Consider the following 1,472-nt stretch of genomic DNA (forward strand, 5'->3'; position numbering starts at 1 on the left):
TATCCGCAGCCGCCGTGCATCAATCACCGTGCCATCCTGCCAGGTGGGACCGGCCCCGGGCACCTGCCGGCCGGGCCGCGGTACGGCGTCGGCCGAACAGTGCCTCGCATGCGGCGCCGGCCGTGGGAACGCCCGGCGCGCGCCGCGTCAGCTCGTCCCGCGCATCGCCTCCCGCGCGTCGATGAACGCCGCAACCGCGCGCTCCACGTCCGCCGTGGAGTGCGCCGCCGAGAGCTGGACCCTGATCCGGGCCCGGTCCATCGGAACGACCGGGTACGAGAAACCGATCACATAGACGCCGCGCTCCAGCAGCAGTTCCGCCATCCGGCCCGCCTCGGCCGCGTCGCCGATCATGACCGGAGCGATGGCGTGGTCACCGGGCAGGATCTCGAAGCCCGCCTCGGTCATCTTCGTACGGAAGAGCGCGGTGTTGGCGTTCAGCCGGTCCCGCAGTTCGCCCGCGCTCTCCAGCAGGTCCAGGACCTTGACCGACGCGGCGGCGATGACCGGAGCGAGCGAGTTGGAGAAGAGATACGGACGTGAGCGCTGCCGCAGCAGGGCGACGATCTCGGCGCGCGCCGCGACATAGCCGCCGGAGGCGCCGCCCAGGGCCTTGCCCAGCGTGCCGGTGAGAATGTCGACGCGGTCCATCACGCCGTGCAGTTCCGGGGTGCCACGACCGCCGGGACCGACAAAGCCGACGGCGTGCGAGTCGTCGACCATGACCATCGCGTCGTACCGGTCGGCCAGATCGCAGATCTCGGCGAGCGGCGCGACATACCCGTCCATCGAGAACACGCCGTCCGTGACGATCAGCCGCCGACGCGCGTCCTGCGACTCCTTGAGCCTGGCCTCCAGCTCGCCGAGGTCACGGTTGGCATAGCGGAGGCGGCGGGCCTTGGAGAGCCGGATGCCGTCGATGATGCTGGCGTGGTTGAGGGCGTCGGAGATGACCGCGTCCTCCGCGCCGAGCAGGGTCTCGAAGACACCGCCGTTGGCGTCGAAGCAGGAGGAGTAGAGGATCGTGTCCTCCTGGCCGAGGAACGCGGAGAGGCGCTGCTCCAACTCCTTGTGGATCTCCTGCGTACCGCAGATGAAGCGTACGGAGGCCATGCCGTACCCCCATCGGTCGAGCGCGTCCTTGGCGGCGGCGACGACCTCGGGATGATCGGCGAGGCCGAGGTAGTTGTTGGCGCAGAAGTTGAGGACCTCACCGTCGCCGCCGCCCGCGGTGACGGCGACCGAGGCGCTCTGCGGGGTGGAGATCACACGCTCGGGCTTGAAGAGACCGGCGTCGCGGATCTCACCGAGGGTGGCGGACAGTTCGTCCCGTACGGACGCGTACATAGAGAAGGCTCCTTCTGCTTTCTTCTTTGGGGGCACCGAACGTCCCGGCTGTGCACGGCCGCCGGCGAGTGAGCCGAAGGGCGCGCCGCTGTCGAAAGGGAGGCTGTGCTCGATATGCGGCTCCG

1 protein-coding gene is annotated in these 1,472 nt (G+C 69.6%); it reads right to left on the reverse strand.

The window, feature by feature from the left end:
- Positions 1-147: 147 nt before the first annotated feature.
- Entirely contained in the window at positions 148-1,347 is a 1,200-nt protein-coding gene (locus GA0115259_RS37640) for a glycine C-acetyltransferase (protein ID WP_093605069.1), read from the reverse strand.
- Positions 1,348-1,472 lie beyond the last annotated feature (125 nt).

The sequence above is a fragment of the Streptomyces sp. MnatMP-M17 genome, from assembly GCF_900091995.1.
GTDB lineage: Bacteria > Actinomycetota > Actinomycetes > Streptomycetales > Streptomycetaceae > Streptomyces.